This is a genomic window from Profundibacter amoris, from assembly GCF_003544895.1.
GTDB lineage: Bacteria > Pseudomonadota > Alphaproteobacteria > Rhodobacterales > Rhodobacteraceae > Profundibacter > Profundibacter amoris.
Genome location: NZ_CP032125.1, coordinates 730,297 through 748,023, shown reverse-complemented (window position 1 = coordinate 748,023; position 17,727 = coordinate 730,297). Strand labels below are relative to the sequence as shown.

Below are 17,727 nucleotides of genomic sequence, written 5' to 3'. Positions count from 1 at the left end.
TCCTTATGTTATACTATCACATGATATAGAATAACATTTCAAAACTGCAACCCGTATCCGTTCAGCCCCCCGTGGCGTTGCGATACCACGTCACCAGAACCGCGCGGTCCTCGGGTTCCAGATAGGATGCACTGGGCGGCGGCATCGCGTGGGTCACGCCGGCTTGCAGGTAAATCCGCTTGGCCGCGAACGCCACTTGCGCTTCGGTTTCCAGATGCACGCCCTTGGGGGCAAAGGCGATGCCGTCATAGCCCGGCTCGGCGGCATGGCACATGGTGCAATTGCCAACCACAATGTCATAGGCATCCTCGAACCCTTCGGCCTGAACGAATTTCTGGATGGCAGGGTTCATTGCCGCGTTATCCGTTTCGGCGGTGGGGGATGTCAGGCTGGACAGCCAGACAATCACCAGAAACAGCGCGGCCGTGGCCCCCCATGTCCAGACAGGATTGCCTTTTTTGGCATGGCGCGTGTTGAAATAATGCCGGATCGTCACGCCCATCAGGAACACCAGCGCGGCAATCAGCCAGTTGTATTGCGAGGCAAAGGCCAGCGGATAGTGGTTTGACAGCATTAGGAAAATCACCGGCAGGGTCAGGTAATTGTTATGGGTCGAGCGCTGCTTGGCGATCTTGCCGTATTTCGGATCGGGCGTGCGACCGGCCCGCAGGTCGGCCACCACCACGCGCTGGTTCGGCATGATGATGAAAAACACGTTCCCCGTCATGATCGAGGCGGTGAACGCCCCCAGATGCAACAGCGCCGCGCGGCCGGTGAACACCTGCGTATAGCCCCACGCCATTGCAACAAGGATGATATAGAGCAGCACCATCAGGCGGGTGTTATCCTCGCCGAATTTGCTTTTGCAGATCAGGTCGTAAATGATCCAGCCAAAGGCAAGCGAGGCCAGCGAAATCAGGATCGCCTGCCATATCGGCATGTCCATCACGTTCGGATCGACCAGATACAATTCGGCCCCCATGTAATAGACCAGAATCAGCATGGCAAAACCGGACAGCCATGTGGAATAGCTTTCCCATTTGAACCAGATCAGGTGGTCGGGCAGACGATCAGGCGCAACCAGATATTTCTGGACGTGGTAAAACCCGCCACCATGGACCTGCCATTCCTCGCCATGCACATCCTTGCGCCGGTCGTTGGATTTGCGCAGGCCCAGATCAAGCGCGATGAAATAGAAGGATGAGCCGATCCACGCGATTCCAGTGATCACATGCACCCAGCGCACTGCAAATTCCAGCCACGATTCGAGTATTGCGTAATCCATGTTGCGCCTTCCTGTTGTTTTTCCTGTCAGGCTATACCAAAACCATCTTTTTTGTTAATCCGTTTAATAGCACATCACTTTCAAATGGATTTTGATAATACATGGCATATGTGAACAATATCAGAATGTTCGTACGGGTTTACGAGCTTGGCTCGATGTCCGCAGCGGCGCGCGATCAGCGGACCTCGCCTGCCGTGGCCTCGAGCCGGATTTCGGAGTTGGAGAAACACCTTGGAGTGCGCCTGTTCAACCGCACCACCCGCGCCCTGCAACCTACTGAAAACGGCAAGGTTTTCTATAACGGGGCGCGCAATGTTCTGGCCGCGATTGCCGAGGCCGAAGCGGACATTATCGACGCCGACAAAAACCCGCGCGGCACAGTTTTCGTGGCGGCCCCTTTGGGCGTGGGGCGGCGGTTCATCGCGCCCTTTGTGCCCGCGTTCAAGGATGATTACCCGCAAATCGACGTTCGGTTGCGCCTGTCGGATCGTCTGGTGGATGTCACCAGCGAGGGGCTGGATGTGGCGTTTCACATGGGGCCGCTGGCCGACAGCACCCTGAAAATGCGCGTGATTGCCGACTGCCCACGCCTCCTCTGTGCTGCCCCAGAATATATCGCAGAACACGGCAATCCGGCGGATGGCGCGGCGCTGAAGGATCACGCCTGCCTGAACCTGCGCTATCCGGGGGCGCAGGAATTCCAGTGGGCATTGCAAATGCCGGACGGGGTGAAGCGGTTTGACGTGACGGGGCCGTTTGAAAGTGATGACGGCGATGTGCTGACCGGCTGGGCGCTGGAAGGGCACGGGATTATCCTGAAACCGGTGTTCGAGGTGGCCGAGCATTTACGCGCAGGCGCGCTGGTGCCGGTGGCGGTGAACAGCCCGCCCCTGCCGACGCAGCTGATTTGCCTGTATCCACCGCATAAATTGAAGGACACCAAGGTTCAGGTATTTGTGGATTTCGTCACCAGCCGATGCAAGGCCGAGATGATGCGCCAGACGGGGGATTTGTAAGGGTGGTGGCCCCTGACGGGGCCGCTTTATATCTCGGGCCCTGCGGGCCCTCGGGTTGCCTGCGGCGCGGATATTTGGGCCATTTGGAAAATCAGCTACCGCGATAGGTGGAATAACCGAACGGCGAAAGAAGCAGCGGAACGTGGTAGTGCGAGTCCATATCCGAAATGCCGAAACGGATCGGGATGATGTCGAGGAAGCGGGGATCCTCGGGCGGGGTGCCGCTGGCGGTCAGGTAGTCGCCGGCGTGGAACAGCAGTTCATAGGTGCCGGTATCGAATTCATCGGCAGGCAGGATTTGGCTGTCGGTGCGCCCGTCGGCGTTGGTGGTCAGGCTGCGGATATGGCGGCGGCTCTCGCCCTTGATACGGAATAGATCAATCGCCAGACCGGCGGCAGGGATGCCGCGGGCGGTGTCCAGAACGTGGGTTGTCAAAAATCCTTTGGCCATTGCGCCCTCCTTGTTGCCCCGCACCCTGCCTGTAATCGCGGCAAAAATCGAGGGGGTTTGTTTGCGATAAGACTTTCAGGAATATTTTGAAAATCTATCAGGATTATCTGTAATATACTTTGGCAAACCTGAAGGAGCCTGAATGATGAAACGCTATCCACGGGATATCCAGGGATACGGCGCCACGCCGCCCGATCCGAAATGGCCGGACGGGGCCAGGATTGCTGTGCAGTTCGTGGTGAATTTTGAAGAAGGCGGCGAAAACAACATCCTGCATGGCGATGCGGCCTCGGAGGCGTTTTTATCGGAAATCGTTGGCGCGGCAGCCTGGCCCGGTCAACGGCACTGGAACATGGAGAGCATCTATGAATACGGCGCGCGGGCCGGTTTCTGGCGGCTGCACCGGTTGTTCACGGGCGCGGGGATTCCGGTATCGGTGTATGGTGTGGCCACGGCATTGGCGCGCGCGCCAGTTCAGGTGGCGGCGATGCAGGACGCGGGCTGGGAGATTGCCAGCCACGGGTTGAAGTGGATCGAGTACAAGGATTACGAGGCAAAGGATGAGCGCGCAGATATAGACGAGGCGATCCGCCTGCACACCGAAGTGGTCGGCGCGCCGCCACGCGGCTGGTATACGGGGCGTTGCTCGGTCAATACCGAGCGGCTGATCGCGCAGAAAGGCACGCTGGATTACGTGTCGGATTCCTATGCCGATGATCTGCCCTATTGGGTGCGTTATGGTGAACAGGACCAATTGGTCATCCCCTATACGCTGGACGCCAACGACATGCGCTTTGCCACGCCGCAGGGGTTCAATTCGGGCGATCAGTTCTTTGCTTACCTGAAGGACAGCTTTGATGCGCTCTATGCCGAAGGTGCGGCAGGGCAGGCGAAAATGATGTCGGTCGGGCTGCATTGCCGTCTTGTCGGGCGACCCGGGCGGGTGCAGGCCCTGAAGCGGTTCATCGAGTATATTCAAGGCTTTGAAGGCGTATGGACCCCGCGCCGGATTGATATTGCCGAACATTGGCAAAAGCATCACCCCGCCCCTGCGCCGTGGCCGCGCCCCTCGGAAATGGACCGCGAGACATTCGTGGACACCTACGGCGGCATATTCGAGCATTCCCCCTGGATCGCCAAAGGCGCGCACGGGCTGGAGCTGGGACCGGCGCATGACACGGCCATCGGGCTGCACAACGCCCTGTGCCGCGTGTTCCGCAGTGCCCCGCAGGACGCCCGCCTTGAGGTGCTCAAGGCCCACCCCGATCTGGCCGGCAAACTGGCGGCGGCCAAACGGCTGACCGCCGAAAGCACCAACGAGCAGGCCAGCGCCGGACTGGATGCGCTAACGGATGCGGAGCGCGAAACCTTCCAGCGGCTGAACACCGCCTATGTGGAAAAACACGGCTTTCCCTTCATCATCGCCGTGCGCGACCACGACAAGGCGGGGATCATGTCCGCCTTTCAAACCCGCATCGAAAATGACACCGGCACCGAATTTGCCGAGGCCTGCAAACAGGTCGAACGCATCGCCCGTTACCGGCTAAAGGACATCCTGCCATGAGCTATGCCTTCCCCACCGGCGGATTGCCCGATCAGGCCGACAACCCCGAAAGCGCCGCCATTTTCACCAGCGCCTATGCGGTGATCCCCGCCAGCACCATGCGCGACATCGTCACCAGTGCGCTTCCGAACTGGAACGGCACACGGGCGTGGATTCTGGCCCGACCGATGACCGGCTTTGCCGAAACCTTCGCGCAATATGCCGTCGAGGTAGCCCCGGGTGGCGGCTCGGACATGCCCGAACCCGACTCGGGCGCCGAGGCGGGGCTGTTCGTGGCCAAGGGCGCGCTGACCCTGACAGTGGACGGGGTGCAAAGCACCCTGATGGCGGGCGGCTATGCCTATGTGCCGGCGGGCGCGGTGTGGTCGGTGAAAAACGACGGGCCCGACCTGCTGGGGTTCCACTGGATCCGCAAACGCTATCAACCCACCGTAGGGCTGGCCATGCCTGATCATTTCACCACATCGGACGCGCAAACCCCGATGACCCACATGCCAGATTGCGATGGCAAATGGGCCACCACGCGGTTTGTCGATCCCGATGATCTGCGCCACGACATGCACGTCAATATCGTCACCTTCCAGCCGGGCGGGCGCATCCCCTTTGCCGAAACCCATATCATGGAGCACGGGCTGTATGTGCTGGAAGGCACGGCAGAATACCTGCTGAACAAGGACTGGGTCAAGGTCGGCCCCGGCGATTTCATGTGGCTGCGCGCCTTTTGCCCGCAGGCCTGCATTGCCACAGGCTCCAGCCCGTTCCGCTATCTGCTCTACAAAGACGTGAACCGCCACCCCGCTCTGGTGCTGCCATGACCGCAATCAAGGCCCGGCCCCTGACAGCCGACGCTTTTGCCCCCTTTGGCGATGTGCTACAGGCTGTGGGCAAACCGGACAAGATCATCAACAACGGATTTTGCGGCCGCTACCACGACCGCGCTCGGCTGGATTTCGGCCCCGATGGCCGCGCCGGTATCAGCGTGTTCAAGGCCGAACCACGCGCCCTGCCCTATACTCTGGACCTGCTGGAACGCCACCCTGACGGCGCGCAGGCCTTCATTCCGATGAGCCTTGACGCCTATCTGGTCATCGTGGCCGAAGACGCGAACGGCACACCGGCCAACATCCGCGCCTTTATCGCAGGGCCGGGTCAGGGTATCAATTACCACAGAAACACATGGCACGGCGTGCTGACCCCGCTGTCTGCACCGGGCCTGTTTGCGGTTGTCGACCGCATCGGAGAAACCCCGAACCTGGAGGAATACCAACTACCAACACCACTGACGATCACCCAATAAATCAAACAGCGCGAACATAATAAAAACAGCGCGAACACAACTGGAGAGGGACCCATGTCCAATTCATCAATCGGGACGCCGGAACAGCTGCGCGATCCCAACTACACACCACCACTGGCCAAAGCGATACCGCTGGGTATCCAGCATGTATTGGCCATGTTTGTTTCCAACATTACCCCGGCGATCATCATTGCCGGCGCCGCCGGCTTCGGCTTTGGCTCGGATGCGGGGGCGCAGGGCTTTCCGGATATGAGCTATATGATCCAGATGTCGATGCTGTTTGCAGGCGTCGCCACCTTACTGCAAACCATAACGCTTGGGCCGATTGGCGCGGGATTGCCAATTGTGCAGGGCACCAGTTTTGCCTTTATTCCGATCATGATTCCGCTGGTGGCCGGCAAAGGGCCGGAAGCCTTGGGCGTCCTGTTTACCGGCGTTATGCTGGGGGGGTTGTTCCATGCGTTCCTTGGCTTGTTCATTGGCAAGATCCGTTTTGCATTGCCACCGCTTGTAACCGGACTTGTGGTTATGATGATCGGGCTTGCCCTTGTCAAAGTGGGCATTGAATATGCTGCGGGCGGTGTGCCGGCAAAGATGTTCGACAAACCCGAATACGGCAGCGCCCTAAGCTGGAGCGTCGCCGGTGTAGTGATCATTGTCACACTGGGGTTGAAATTCTACACCCGCGGTATGTTGGCGGTTTCGGCCGTTTTGATCGGAATTGTTGTCGGCTATTTCTATGCCATGATGATGGGAATGGTTTCATTCGCCGACATCTCGGGGTCATGGGCACGCGCGGCTGTTATCGAATTCCCCAGCCCGTTCAAATACGGGTTCGAGTTTTCCTCGGCAGCCCTTATCGGGTTCTGCCTGATGGCCTTTGTGTCGGCGGTGGAAACCGTTGGCGACGTTTCAGGCATCACCAAGGGCGGCGCCGGACGCGAAGCAACCGACAAGGAAATACAGGGCGCGACATTCGCCGATGGTCTGGGCACATCGATTGCCGGTGTGTTCGGGGCGCTTCCCAATACGTCCTTTAGCCAGAACGTTGGCCTGATCGCCATGACAGGCATCATGAGCCGCCATGTGGTAACCATCGGAGCTATTTTCCTGATTATTGCAGGTCTGATCCCCAAAGTTGGTGCTGTTATTCGCACCATTCCAATCGAAGTGCTGGGTGGTGGCGTGATTGTCATGTTCGGCATGGTTGTTGCGGCGGGTGTCTCGATGCTGTCCGATGTGAAATGGGACCGGCGCAATATGGTGATCTTTGCCATCGCCATTTCCATAGGCCTTGGCTTCCAGCTCGAGGCGATGAACCTGGCGCCAGGTGCCCCGAATGCGCTACAGCACCTGCCGGATTCCCTGCGAATTCTGGCGGCCTCGGGGATTCTGCCCGCTGCCCTGATCGCGATTGTTCTGAACCTGATCCTGCCGGAACATCTGGCTGCGGAAGCAACAGAAGAAGTATCAGGCGGCATGGCCGGACATATTGACGAATAGGGTTGAACAATAGCCGGCAGTTCTCTGCCGGCACCCCCGGACGCAATAAACAGAAAACCCCCGCCCTTTACGAGCGGGGGTTTTCACATCTGTGCTTTATTCGGCTTTCCCCCAGCCACCGCCACCGGGCGTTTGCATTTCAAACACCCCGCCAGCGGGCAAATCGATCTCGTCATTGCCCTTCAGCTCCAACCGTGTTCCATCCGGCATCACCGCCACATTCACGCCCACAGCCCCGTCCGCGCCACCTTCCACCCCGAACGGTGCCACCACGCGGCGCGAACACAGGGTCGTCACCTTCACCGGCTCCAGAAAACGCATCACCCGCACAGCCCCGTTGCCGCCGGACCAGCGCCCCGCGCCGCCCGAACCCTGCCTTATCCCGAAGGCCTCAAGCCGCACCGGAAAGCGTTTTTCCAGAATTTCGGGGTCAGTCATCAGCGTGTTGGTCATATGGCTTTGCACCGCATCGCATCCATCAAACCCCGGCCCTGCCCCCGTGCCACCGGCGATGGTTTCGTAATTCTGGAACGCCTCGTTGCCCCAGATGAAATTGTTCATCGTGGCCTGCGAACAAGCCATTACATGCAGTGCGCCGTATAGGGCATTACAGGTCGCCTGCGACACCTCGGTATTGCCCGCAATCACCGCCGCCGGATATTCGGGGTTCAGGAATGTGCCCTTGGGCGCAATGATTTTCAGCGGTTTCAAACACCCTTGGTTCAGCGGAATGTCCGCCCCCACCATAGTGCGAAACACATAAAGCACCACCGCCGAACAGACCGCAAAAGGCGCGTTGTAATTGCCCGTGTCCTGCGGCGAGGTGCCGGTGAAATCTATCACCGCTTCCCGCGCGTCCCGATCCACCGTCACCCTGACCTTGATCACCGCGCCGCTGTCCATCGGATAGGTGAACTCCCCGTCCTTCAGCCGCCCGATCACCTGACGCACAGATTCTTCGGCGTTGCCCTGCACATGGCCCATATAGGCCCGCACCACCGGCAGGCTGAATTGATCAACCACGCCCAGTAACGCCTGGCGTCCGGTTTCATTCGCCGCCACCTGCGCCTTCAGATCGGCCATGTTCTGGGCGATGTTGCGACAGGGATACCGGCCCGAGGCCAGAACCGCTTCGGCTTCCCCCTCCAACAGCTTGCCGCGCGACATCAGGCGCACGTTGTCGATCAGCACGCCTTCTTCATCAATATGCGTGCTGTCAGGCGGGGCCGACCCCGGCGTGCGCCCGCCAATATCGGCGTGATGCCCGCGTGATCCCAGCCAGAACACGATTTCCCCCTCCACAAAAACCGGCGTCACCACCGTGACATCGGGCAAATGCGTGCCGCCATTATAGGGCGAATTCAGCATAAAGGCGTCGCCCTCGTGAATATCGCCCGCGTTTTCCCGCATCACGGTTTTGATACTGTCGGCCATCGACCCCAGATGCACCGGCACATGCGGCGCGTTGGCCACCAGATCGCCGTGCACATCAAAAATCGCACAGGAAAAATCCAGCCGTTCCTTGATGTTCACCGACCATGATGTATTGGCCAATGTCGCGCCCATCTGGTCGGCCACCGACATGAACAGGTTGTTGAATACTTCCAGCAACACGGGGTCGGCATCGGTTCCGGCCGCGGCTGCGCGCTGTTTCTTTTGCCCGCGCTCGATCACCAGATTGCCCAGCGCATCGACCTGCGCCACCCAGCCTGCCTCGATGATATTGGTGCCCGTAGGCTCGGTAATAATCGCAGGGCCGGCCACCTTGGCCCCCTGCCCCAGATCCTCGCGGTTGAACAACGGAGCCTCCTGCGCCGCGCCCTCCGCATAGAACGGCACATGCGCCACCGGTTCGGCCGCGCCACCCTTGTGGCCCAGCGCCTTGGGGGCTTCGCCCGTATCGCCCACCGCTTCGGCGCTGACCATATCAAACAGGATCGCCCGCTTTGGCGAGATAAACCCGAACCGCTGCTTATGCGCGGCCTCGAACGCCGCCTGCATTTCCGCCGCTGTGCCAAACGGCACCTCAAGCGCCTGATGCGAGCCGTCATAGCGCAGATATGCCATTTCAATGCACGTCACCTGCGCCACCCCTTGCGCCTGCACCTCGGCTTCGGCCTCGGCCCGAATACCCGCCAGCACCGCGCCCGCCTGCGCCACCTGTTCCAGCGGCACATCCACCTGCCGTTCGCGCAGCGCGCGGATCTCGGCCAGCCCCATGCCATAGGCCGACAACACCCCCGCATAGGGGTGCACGAACACGCGGCGCATACCCAGCGCATCGGCCACAAGGCAGGCGTGCTGCCCGCCCGCACCACCGAAACATTGCAGGGTATAGCCGGTCACATCATGCCCGCGCTGCACGCTGATCTTCTTGATCGCGTTGGCCATGTTATCAACCGCGATGCGCAGGAACCCTTCGGCCACCGCCTCGGGCGATTGCAGCGGCAGGCCCGTGGCGGCAGCGATTTCCGCAGCCATTTCCGCGAACTTGCGGCGCACCACATCCACATCCAGCGGCAGGTCGCCGTTCGGGCCGAACACATGCGGGAAATGATCCGCGTTCAGTTTGCCCAGCATCACGTTGCAATCGGTCACCGTCAGTGGCCCACCGCGCCGGTAACAGGCCGGTCCCGGATCGGCGCCCGCACTTTCAGGCCCCACCTGATAACGCCCGTCCGCAAAGGTCAGGATCGAGCCACCACCGGCGGCCACCGTGTGAATATCCATCATCGGCGCGCGCATCCGCACACCGGCCACCTCGGTTTCAAAGGACCGCTCGTAAGCGCCTGCATAGTGGCTGACATCCGTAGACGTGCCGCCCATGTCAAAGCCGATCAGCCGCTGATACCCCGCCACTTCGCCGGTTTTCACCATGCCGACGATCCCGCCCGCCGGTCCCGACAGGATCGCATCCTTGCCCTGAAACAGCGCCGCGTCGGTCAGACCACCGTTGGACTGCATGAACAACAGCCGCTCGCAGCCCCCCTTGCCCACATCCAGCGCGCCCGCGACCTGTTCCACATAGCGCCGCAGAATGGGCGACAGATAGGCATCCACAACCGTGGTATCGCCACGCCCGACCAGCTTGGCCAGTCGCGAAACCTGATGGCTGACCGAAACCTGCGTGAAACCGACCTCGCGGGCAATTTCAGCCACGCGGGCCTCGTGCGCGGGGTTCAGATAGCCGTGCAGGAACGCGATCGCCACCGCGCGGATGCCGCTGTCATAACCCGCCTGCAAGGCCGCCCGCGCCGCGCCTTCATCCAGCGGAGTCACCACCCCGCCATCCGCATCCAGCCGCCCGGGCACTTCGGCCACGTCTTCATACAGCAGATCAGGGCGTTTTATTTCCAGATCAAACAGTTTTGGGCGGGTCTGGTAGCCGATCAGCAGCAGGTCGCGAAACCCCTCGGTGATCAGCAGCAGCGTGCGTTCGCCCTTGCGCTCCAACAGGGCATTGGTGGCCACCGTAGTGCCCATCTTGACCGCCGAAATCGCGCCTTCGGGCATCGGATCATCCGCCCCCAGCCCCAGCAATTCGCGAATACCCTGTACCGCCGCATCCCTGTAGCGTTCGGGGTTCTCGGACAGCAGTTTATGCGTCACCACCCCGCCATCGGGGCGGCGCGCCACCACATCGGTAAAGGTGCCGCCACGGTCGATCCAGAATTCCCATTGCGCTTGGCCCATGTCCCACTCCTTTTTGTCGGACAAGACTTTGCGAAACCGGCGAAGGAAGTCAACGCAACTACCTGAATTTATCCATCAGTTTTTGCATCGGGTTGCGATCATCCACCGGTTCCGGCTTTGGCGCATCCTTCACGGCAGACGATTTTTCGGCCTTACTGGCCTTGACCGGCGGCTTCATCCGCAGGCCGATCGCATTCAGAAATTTTGCACTGTCCCCTTCGGCCAGATCAACTGCCCCGTCACCAATACCGCGCAGCAGATCGTCCAGCCATTCGGCATCCGCACGGGCGAAATCATGCAACACATAGCCCGACACGCGGTCCTTGTGGCCCGGATGGCCAATGCCGATCCGCACACGGCCATAGTCCGGCCCGATATGCTGATGGATCGAGCGCAAACCGTTGTGGCCCGCATGGCCGCCACCCTGTTTGACGCGGATCTTGCCGGGGGCCAGATCCAGTTCGTCATGGAAAACCACCACGTCATCTGGCGTAAGCTTGTAGAACCGCATCGCTTCGCCCACTGACTGACCCGACAGGTTCATGAAAGTTTCCGGTTTCAGCAGGATCACCTTTTCACGCCCCAGCCGGCCTTCGGCAACACTGCCCTGGAACTTGCCGCGCCACGGGCCAAAGCCGTGGCCCAAAGCAATCTGTTCCAACGCCATGAACCCGACGTTGTGCCGGTTGTGCGCATATTTCGCACCGGGATTTCCAAGGCCGACAAACAAACGCACACTGCTTCTCCGATAGAATTACAATGCAACAGTATTAGGAAAATGCTAGTCGGGTTGCAACGCAACAATATTGCAATAAATGAGGTCAAGTTGCCCAAGTACCTGATAGACAGTTTCATACTGCGTATCCCCGATCACCTGATGAACGACAACATCCGCAGGTCAATGCAAGGCGGACGATATGAAGGCCACGAGACCCATGCCGTGAAAAAGCATATTGAAGAACAGGACCGCGTGCTGGAGCTGGGGGCCGGTACCGGATATGTCGCGATGCAGATTGCCTGCCGGATTGATGCGGGAAACCTGTTGGCAATCGAGGCCAACCCGAAAATGATACCGGTGATCGAGAAAAACCTGACAGCAAACGCGCTTGAGGACGTGACCGTGGTGAATGCCGCCGTCGTGCCTGACGATTTTTCAGAGGACCAAATTACATTCCATATAACCGCGGCTTTTTGGGCATCATCCCTTAATCCGACAATTGCTAAGAAATGGAAATCGACGAAATCGGTCAAGGTACCGGCAATCAAAATCGGCACGTTGTTTCAAGAGCACAAGCCAACGGTTGTCATTATGGATATCGAGGGTGGCGAGGAAGGGCTGTTCGATAGCCTCTGGCCCGAACATATCCGCTTATTGGTGATCGAACTGCACCCAACCCTATATCCCGATCGGGTCATCAAACAGATATTCGACCAAATGTCCGCCTCCGGTCTCACCTATTGCCCAATCGGCTCACGCGGGCAGGTGGTGGTTTTTAAGCGGGTCGCAGACGAAGTATAGGCTGAAAACGCAAACGCGAGGCCGAATTGGCCCCGCGTTCAAATATTAGCAAATGAGGGGTAGGATTACTCCTCGGCGCCCTCTTCGGTTGCTGCCTCTTCACCCTCGGCTGCTTCGCCTTCAGCGGATTCGGCTGCTTCTGCATCGGCGGCTTCGTCTTCGGCTGTTGCAACGGTCGGCGCTTGCACGTTGGCAATCACGAAATCACGGTCGGTGATTGTCGGTGTCACACCTTCGGGCAGTTCGATGCTGGAAATGGTGATCGTATCGCCAACGTCCAGACCGGCCAGATCCACAGTGATGTGATCCGGAATGTCGCCAGCCAGCACGTTCAGTTCCACTTCGGGACGCACAACTGTCAGAACGCCACCTTTGGCCAAACCAACGCATTCTTCTTCGTTGATGAACTCGACGTGGATCGCAAGGTCGATGCGGCTGTCGCGGTGCAGACGCAGGAAATCAACGTGGATCGGAAGGTCTTTGACAACATCGCGCTGGATGTCGCGGCAGATGACGCGCACGTCGTCGTGGCCTTCGACTTTCAGGTTGAACAGGGTCGACAGAAAGCCGCCTGCGCGCAGGTATTTGATCAGCACGTTGAAGGGGATGTTGATCGGCAGCGGGTCTGCGCTGCCGCCATATGCGACACCGGGCACCATGCCGTCACGGCGTGCTTGACGGGCGGCCCCCTTGCCTGTCCCCGTGCGTTCCGTGACAATAAGATCTGGAATCTTGCCAGCCATTGTAATTCTCCTAGGTTAGTGCGGGCTCCTCCAAGGGTGTAGTCCCGCGTGAAGTCGCGCGTATAGACGGGAATCGCGGGTATGTGAAGGAAAAACTCGTGCGAAAATACCACCCTTCACATTATGCACATTTGCCATACGCAAAGCAGACCCAAATCATACGCTTTCCAGACGGCCCGGGCCGGTCGGGTTTCTACTCCCACTCCCCCGCGAACCCCTTGGGTATCAGCAGCACATCGCGGTCCAGTTCGTCAATCCTGCGCCGTCCACACAACCCCATCGTCAGGTCCATTTCGCGGTGGATCACTTCAAGCGTCTTGGTCACGCCCGCCTGACCCATCGCCCCCAGACCATAGGTATAGGCCCGCCCGATATAGGTGCCTTTGGCCCCCATCGCCATCGCCTTCAGCACGTCCTGACCGCTACGGATACCGCTGTCCAGATGCACCTCTACATTGTCGCCAACGGCCTCCAGAATCGGCCCCAGCGCGCGGATCGCGCTCAGCGCCCCGTCCAGTTGCCGCCCGCCGTGATTGGACACGATGATCGCATCCACCCCGACATCCACCGCCTTTTTCGCGTCCTCGACATCCAGTATCCCCTTCAGGATCACCTTGCCGCCCCACATCTTTTTGAACTGCCTGATCCGGTCCCAATCCAGTGTTTGGTCAAAGGCGCTTGCCGTCCATTCCGACAGGCTGGACGGGTCGGTCACACCGGCAGCATGGCCAACGATATTGCCGAAAAACCGCCGTTTGGTGCCCAGCATACCAAGGCCCCACTGCACCTTGGTCATCATGTTGGCCACGGATTTTACCGTCAGTTTGGGCGGGGCGGACAGGCCGTTTTTCAGATCCTTGTGGCGCTGGCCCAGCAGTTGCAGATCAACCGTAATCACGATGGCCGAACAGTTCGCCGCCCGCGCCCGATCAAACAGGCGTTTCATGAAATCATCGTCCTTCAGGGTATAGACCTGAAACCAGAAGGGTTTTGTGGTGTTCTCGGCCACATCCTCGATCGAGCAGATCGACATGGTGGACAGCACAAAAGGCACGCCGAAATCCTCGGCCGCTTTGGCCGCCTTGATCTCGCCATCGGCGCATTGCATTCCGGTCAGGCCCACGGGGGCCAGCGCGACGGGCATGCTCACATCCTCGCCGATCATCTGCGTGGCAGTGCTGCGTCCGGTCATATCCACTGCGACCCGCTGGCGCAGGCGGATCTTGTCAAAATCCGTGACGTTCTCGCGAAAGGTCTGTTCGGTCCAGCTACCGCTTTCGGCGTAGTCGTAAAACATCTTGGGCACACGGCGCCGGTAAATCTGTTTTAGATCGTCAATATTGGTGATCACGGCCATCGGGCATCCTTTCACGACTCAAAACTGTGCGTATTGGTCAAACCTTGCGACCAATACGCCGCAAAACTCAAGCCCAAACCCGACCCTTGAGCATGTCGCACCAAATTGAATTCATCAACCGGACCGAACGCAATCGCTACCGCGAACGCGGCCTCGGTCCGGCCAATGAATGCGGGAAATCCAATCAGGCGCGACACCCTCTATATCGTTTCGACCCGCCCCGAATAGACCCGCACGATATGTTCATCGGCCTTGGCCGCCAGTTCGGCAATCTCGCGGGTCTGGTCCTCGTCCAGCATTCCGCCCCCGGGCGCCCCCGCAATCGAGGCCAGCGCTGCATCCCGCGCCGCCTCGAACGCGCCGCGCCTGTCGTTCTTTTCGTAATCATCGCGCCCGTCGCGCTGGAACACCGTAGGGATGAACTGATCACGGCACTGGGCAACCGTATGGTCGCTGTCCAGAAAATGCCCGCCAACCGCAACCTGCATCATCCCGTCCCAGTTCAGGCTGGCATCATCAATCGCGGGCGTGCGCAGGAACCGCCGCACCATCGCGCCGATTTCATTGTCCAGCACTGCCTGCACCGGCGAAAACACCGTGGCACACTCCAATTGCCCCACACCGCCCAGAATATCGGCCCCCGCAAGTGCGACGTTCTGCATCAGCATCGCCCGTTCCGCCATCGACTGGTGATCGGCATCCGGCGTGTCCGAGCCCGAGCCGTAAGTATGCGTCATCATGCCAAAGCTTTTCATCAACTGGATCGCCATATTCGCCGCCTGCATCGCCTCGACACTGGATTGCAGCGCGCTGCCCGTGCGCATATCCAGCGCGAACATCAGCGGGGTGGCGATCACCGGCGTGCCCGGCGCAAGGATATGCGTCATGGTCATCATCCCCAGAATTTCCGCCGCCGCCATCAGCGCAAGGGATGGCACCGACAAAGGCGCCGTTCCACCGGCCGAGGGCAACGAACAGGCATGGATCGGCACGCCGTATTGTCCGGCCTGAATGATCACCTCGGTGTCCATGTATTTGAATTCCAGCGGGGTAAAGGAACAGGTGATCACGCTGGTCGAGGGCCGCGCCCGCAGCACATCTTCGCCCCCCGCCGCAATCGCCGCGATTTTCATCAGATATTCGATGTTTTCCTTTTGATAGGGCTGCATCCAGACGTGTTTATGGGTGTTTGCAGTTATCGCTGCATAGGCGTGGATATCTGCCGTGACCTCGGGCACGCCATGCACGAAGGGGTGGGCGATAAATCCGATCTGGTCCAGATCATTGGCCACCGCTGCAATTTCCCGCGCCGCCTGCACATCCATATTGCGATAGCTGGCATCCCGCGGGTCAACATAACCGTGCCCACCCGTCCCAGTGCGCAGGATAAAGCCCGCATCGGGGCGCGGCACCTGCATGTCGAATTCCGGTTTGCGCCCTGCAAACAGCGCGGTTTTCGGCGTGGCTGCCAATGCCTCCTCAACCAGTTCGCGGGGTAGACGGATGCGTCCGGCCTCGGCCCCCTCTTTCGCACCGGCCTTTAGAAACGCGGCTTTGGCGGCGGGATGCACCACCATAACGCCGTAATCCTGTAGCAGGGCGAAAGCACGGGACTGCATGAATTCCAGCCGGTCGGCATCCAGAAAGCCAAACCCCGGTCGGGTGGCGAACACAGGGTCGATGGAAAAAGCGTCGGCGGGTTTTACGGATTGCGGCGGTGATTTACGACCCCGGCGTTTTGGTCTTTGTGTCATGTCATACCTTTCTGACGAACAGATTTGATATGGCACACACCGATTTCGCTCACTGCCTGCCGACTTGAGCAGGGTCAGGTTAGCAAAGCCGGAATGCGCTGGCAAATACGATGCCCTAGTTAACCTCGAACAAAGCATCCAGAATGGGACATTCGGGCACATCCCCGCGGCTGCATTGGGAAACCATATCCGACAACATCTTTTCCAGCTTTTTCAGGTTGGCGATTTTGTCCCGAACCGAGGCCAGATGATCAACCGTCAGATCATGCACCTCGCTACAAGAGAAATCCTGACGATCCGCCATTTCGAACAGGTCCCGGATTTCATCAAGTGCAAACCCCAGCCCGCGCGCCCGCCGGATAAAGAACAACCGCTTTAGCTGATCATGATTATATTGCCGGTTGCCCCCTGCCGTCCGATCCGGCTTTGGCAGCAACCCGATCCGTTCATAATAGCGGATCGTTTCGATATTGACGCCGGTTTCGCGCGACATCCGGCCAATCGGATAGGCTCGCGTGTTCGTGATCCCGTTCATCGGAAAACCTCTTGTATCTGTAGTTGCTACAGATCCTATATATCATCCCGTAGCACCAACCGCGAGTGATAACTATGACTGAAACAACTAATCTACAGGGACAGCAATCCACCAGCCAAAGCCGCAAGAACCGTATGATTGCGGCAGGCGGTATCCTTGGGGCGGTTGCGGCTTCCAGCTGTTGCATCATTCCTTTGATCCTGTTCAGCCTTGGAGTTTCCGGCGCGTGGGTCGGCAATCTGACCGCTCTGGCCCCCTATAAGCCATTCTTCATTGTGATCACGCTCGGGTTTCTGGGCTATGGTTACTGGCTGGTATATCGCAAACCCCAAGATTGCTGCGATGGCAAAGCCTGCGCCCGACCCTTGCCCAACAGGTTGGTCAAAGGGGCGTTGTTCGGCTCTACCTTATTGATAATTCTGGCAATTTTCTGGAACTGGATCGCGCCGATTATTGCCCCCGTCATGCTTGGACTTTGAAAGGAAACCTTATGAAACTACAAATGCCCGCCTTTGCCCTGATTGGCCTATTGGTTGCCGCGCCGCTGTTTGCAGCCGAACAAACCGTAAAATTTGCCGTCCCCGGCATGTATTGCGCCAGTTGCCCCTTTATCGTTGAATCCGCAATGGGCGGTGTTGATGGCGTCATATCGGTGACGGCGGATTCAGACACACGAACCGCCCTCGTTGTTTTTGACGACGAAATCGCGACAGTTGACGATATCGCCGCCGCCTCGGCCTCGGCCGGATATGAAGCGACGGTGACAGACGGCGAGTCCTGACCCCATGAATGATAAATCATTGTTAAAGGTCGGCATCATCGGCACCGTTACGGCTGCGCTGTGCTGCTTTACTCCGGTTCTGGTGGTGCTGTTTGGCATCGTCGGCCTGTCGGCCTTGGTCGGCTATCTGGATTATGTGCTGTTTCCGGCCCTTGGCATATTCATCCTGCTGACGATCTATGCACTTTGGCGCAAACGTGGTCAGTCTGGTGCAGCCCAATAAGGATTA

The 17,727-nt window shown here is 59.1% G+C and carries 17 protein-coding genes; 9 read left to right on the top strand and 8 right to left on the bottom strand.

The genetic code is table 11. The features are described from left to right. Nucleotides 1-61 precede the first annotated feature (61 nt). Nucleotides 62-1,285 carry a urate hydroxylase PuuD gene (locus tag BAR1_RS03715; RefSeq protein ID WP_118941773.1) on the bottom strand — a complete coding sequence of 408 codons (1,224 nt, stop codon included), beginning with the start codon at nt 1,283-1,285 and terminating at the stop codon, nt 62-64. A 101-nt stretch (nt 1,286-1,386) separates the two neighbouring features. Here BAR1_RS03715 and BAR1_RS03710 point away from each other — a divergent pair, with 101 nt between their 5' ends. Then, complete coding sequence (locus tag BAR1_RS03710) at nt 1,387-2,301, top strand: LysR family transcriptional regulator (protein WP_118941772.1); 915 nt, start codon at nt 1,387-1,389, stop codon at nt 2,299-2,301. A gap of 91 nt (nt 2,302-2,392) precedes the next feature. Here BAR1_RS03710 and uraH read toward each other — a convergent pair whose 3' ends face one another. After that, on the bottom strand, nt 2,393-2,752 hold the full coding sequence (uraH, locus tag BAR1_RS03705; RefSeq protein WP_118941771.1) for a hydroxyisourate hydrolase: 360 nt from the start codon (nt 2,750-2,752) through the stop codon (nt 2,393-2,395). Between the two features lie 145 nt (nt 2,753-2,897). On the opposite strand from uraH, the gene puuE reads away from it, so the two are divergent. Genes puuE through BAR1_RS03685 form a run of 4 tightly spaced genes read left to right on the top strand, consistent with a single transcriptional unit; the run spans nt 2,898 to nt 7,116 of the window. Continuing rightward, a complete protein-coding gene (gene puuE, locus BAR1_RS03700) occupies nt 2,898-4,316 on the top strand; it encodes an allantoinase PuuE (RefSeq protein WP_118944329.1) in 1,419 nt (472 codons plus the stop codon). Then, nucleotides 4,313-5,131, top strand: coding sequence for a bifunctional allantoicase/(S)-ureidoglycine aminohydrolase (locus tag BAR1_RS03695; RefSeq protein WP_118941770.1), 819 nt, complete (start codon nt 4,313-4,315; stop codon nt 5,129-5,131). The genes puuE and BAR1_RS03695 overlap by 4 nt, the downstream gene beginning before the upstream one ends. Continuing rightward, nucleotides 5,128-5,613, top strand: a complete 486-nt coding sequence (locus tag BAR1_RS03690; RefSeq protein ID WP_118941769.1) for an ureidoglycolate lyase — start codon at nt 5,128-5,130, stop codon at nt 5,611-5,613. The genes BAR1_RS03695 and BAR1_RS03690 overlap by 4 nt, the downstream gene beginning before the upstream one ends. A gap of 54 nt (nt 5,614-5,667) precedes the next feature. Beyond that, nucleotides 5,668-7,116 carry a uracil-xanthine permease family protein gene (locus BAR1_RS03685; protein WP_118941768.1) on the top strand — a complete coding sequence of 483 codons (1,449 nt, stop codon included), beginning with the start codon at nt 5,668-5,670 and terminating at the stop codon, nt 7,114-7,116. Between the two features lie 96 nt (nt 7,117-7,212). Here the strand turns inward: BAR1_RS03685 and BAR1_RS03680 are convergent, their stop codons facing one another. Beyond that, entirely contained in the window at nt 7,213-10,809 is a 3,597-nt protein-coding gene (locus BAR1_RS03680; protein WP_118941767.1) for a hydantoinase B/oxoprolinase family protein, read from the bottom strand. Nucleotides 10,810-10,867: 58 nt separating this feature from the next. After that, nucleotides 10,868-11,545 (bottom strand): aminoacyl-tRNA hydrolase, encoded by a 678-nt coding sequence (gene pth / locus BAR1_RS03675; RefSeq protein WP_118941766.1) that lies wholly within the window; start codon nt 11,543-11,545, stop codon nt 10,868-10,870. Nucleotides 11,546-11,635: 90 nt separating this feature from the next. Here pth and BAR1_RS03670 point away from each other — a divergent pair, with 90 nt between their 5' ends. Then, nucleotides 11,636-12,328, top strand: coding sequence for an FkbM family methyltransferase (locus tag BAR1_RS03670; RefSeq protein ID WP_162891659.1), 693 nt, complete (start codon nt 11,636-11,638; stop codon nt 12,326-12,328). 65 nt (nt 12,329-12,393) lie between these two features. Here the strand turns inward: BAR1_RS03670 and BAR1_RS03665 are convergent, their stop codons facing one another. The 4 genes from BAR1_RS03665 to BAR1_RS03645 all read right to left on the bottom strand — a co-directional run bounded on the left by BAR1_RS03665 (nt 12,394) and on the right by BAR1_RS03645 (nt 16,717). Then, complete coding sequence (locus BAR1_RS03665; RefSeq protein ID WP_118941764.1) at nt 12,394-13,071, bottom strand: 50S ribosomal protein L25/general stress protein Ctc; 678 nt, start codon at nt 13,069-13,071, stop codon at nt 12,394-12,396. A gap of 193 nt (nt 13,072-13,264) precedes the next feature. After that, nucleotides 13,265-14,428, bottom strand: coding sequence for an alpha-hydroxy acid oxidase (locus BAR1_RS03660; RefSeq protein WP_118941763.1), 1,164 nt, complete (start codon nt 14,426-14,428; stop codon nt 13,265-13,267). Between the two features lie 200 nt (nt 14,429-14,628). Next, a complete protein-coding gene (locus BAR1_RS03650; protein WP_162891658.1) occupies nt 14,629-16,182 on the bottom strand; it encodes a trimethylamine methyltransferase family protein in 1,554 nt (517 codons plus the stop codon). A gap of 115 nt (nt 16,183-16,297) precedes the next feature. Beyond that, nucleotides 16,298-16,717 (bottom strand): MerR family transcriptional regulator, encoded by a 420-nt coding sequence (locus BAR1_RS03645; RefSeq protein WP_118941760.1) that lies wholly within the window; start codon nt 16,715-16,717, stop codon nt 16,298-16,300. Nucleotides 16,718-16,791: 74 nt separating this feature from the next. On the opposite strand from BAR1_RS03645, the gene BAR1_RS03640 reads away from it, so the two are divergent. From BAR1_RS03640 to merF, 3 genes are read left to right on the top strand one after another with little or no spacing between them, the layout of a single operon-like run. After that, a complete protein-coding gene (locus tag BAR1_RS03640) occupies nt 16,792-17,196 on the top strand; it encodes a mercuric transporter MerT family protein (RefSeq protein WP_118941759.1) in 405 nt (134 codons plus the stop codon). A gap of 11 nt (nt 17,197-17,207) precedes the next feature. Then, on the top strand, nt 17,208-17,498 hold the full coding sequence (locus tag BAR1_RS03635; RefSeq protein ID WP_118941758.1) for a cation transporter: 291 nt from the start codon (nt 17,208-17,210) through the stop codon (nt 17,496-17,498). A gap of 4 nt (nt 17,499-17,502) precedes the next feature. Then, nucleotides 17,503-17,721, top strand: coding sequence for a mercury resistance system transport protein MerF (merF, locus tag BAR1_RS03630; RefSeq protein ID WP_118941757.1), 219 nt, complete (start codon nt 17,503-17,505; stop codon nt 17,719-17,721). Nucleotides 17,722-17,727: the final 6 nt, after the last annotated feature.